Here is a 516-nt window from a genome sequence, read left to right as displayed (position 1 = left end):
CGGCCTCCCCGCGCTCGGTGGCGACGTCGGCGAGGACGACGGCCGCGCCTTCGGCGGCGAGCCGTTCCGCGGTGGCGGCGCCGATGCCCGAGGCGGCTCCGGTGACCACGGCGACGCGGTCGGTGAAGCGGGCGGTTCCGTTCATGGGGCGGGTCGACTCCTTGGGGTGCGGGGGCTGCTCTGCGGTGGAGCGGTGAGGCGTTGGGACGGTGGGACAGTGGGACGGCTGTGTGGCGGTACGGCGTCCCGAGCGATGTGACGACTGTAGTGACCGACGGTCCCGGACCGGTCACTCCACCTGGATCACTCCGGCCCGGTCGCTCCGGGCCCGGTCACTCCCGGGTGAGAACGACCAGCTCCGCGTCGTACCGCTCGGTCCACGCGAACGGGACGCCGGAATGGACCAGATGGGCGCTGCTGTACGTGAAGCCTGACGCGGTGTCGACGTAACGGGCCGTCGGTTCGAGCCCGCGCAGCCGCAGCCGGGCCGCGCGCCCCGGGACCAGCGGCGCGCCG

2 protein-coding genes are annotated in these 516 nt (G+C 74.2%); both read right to left on the bottom strand.

Going from position 1 to position 516, the window contains the following annotated elements; translation table 11 throughout:
• Positions 1-145 (bottom strand): SDR family NAD(P)-dependent oxidoreductase (locus GT042_RS30540; RefSeq protein ID WP_161311930.1); only part of this gene is annotated, 145 nt, incomplete at its 3' end.
• Positions 146-332: 187 nt separating this feature from the next.
• Positions 333-516: GH36 C-terminal domain-containing protein (locus GT042_RS30535; RefSeq protein ID WP_161311929.1), on the bottom strand; the 184-nt coding region annotated here is incomplete at its 5' end.

The sequence above is a fragment of the Streptomyces sp. SID3212 genome, from assembly GCF_009865405.1.
Lineage (GTDB): Bacteria > Actinomycetota > Actinomycetes > Streptomycetales > Streptomycetaceae > Streptomyces.
The sequence above is the reverse complement of the archived record's forward strand: the minus strand, read 5'-3'. Positions and strand labels throughout refer to the sequence as shown.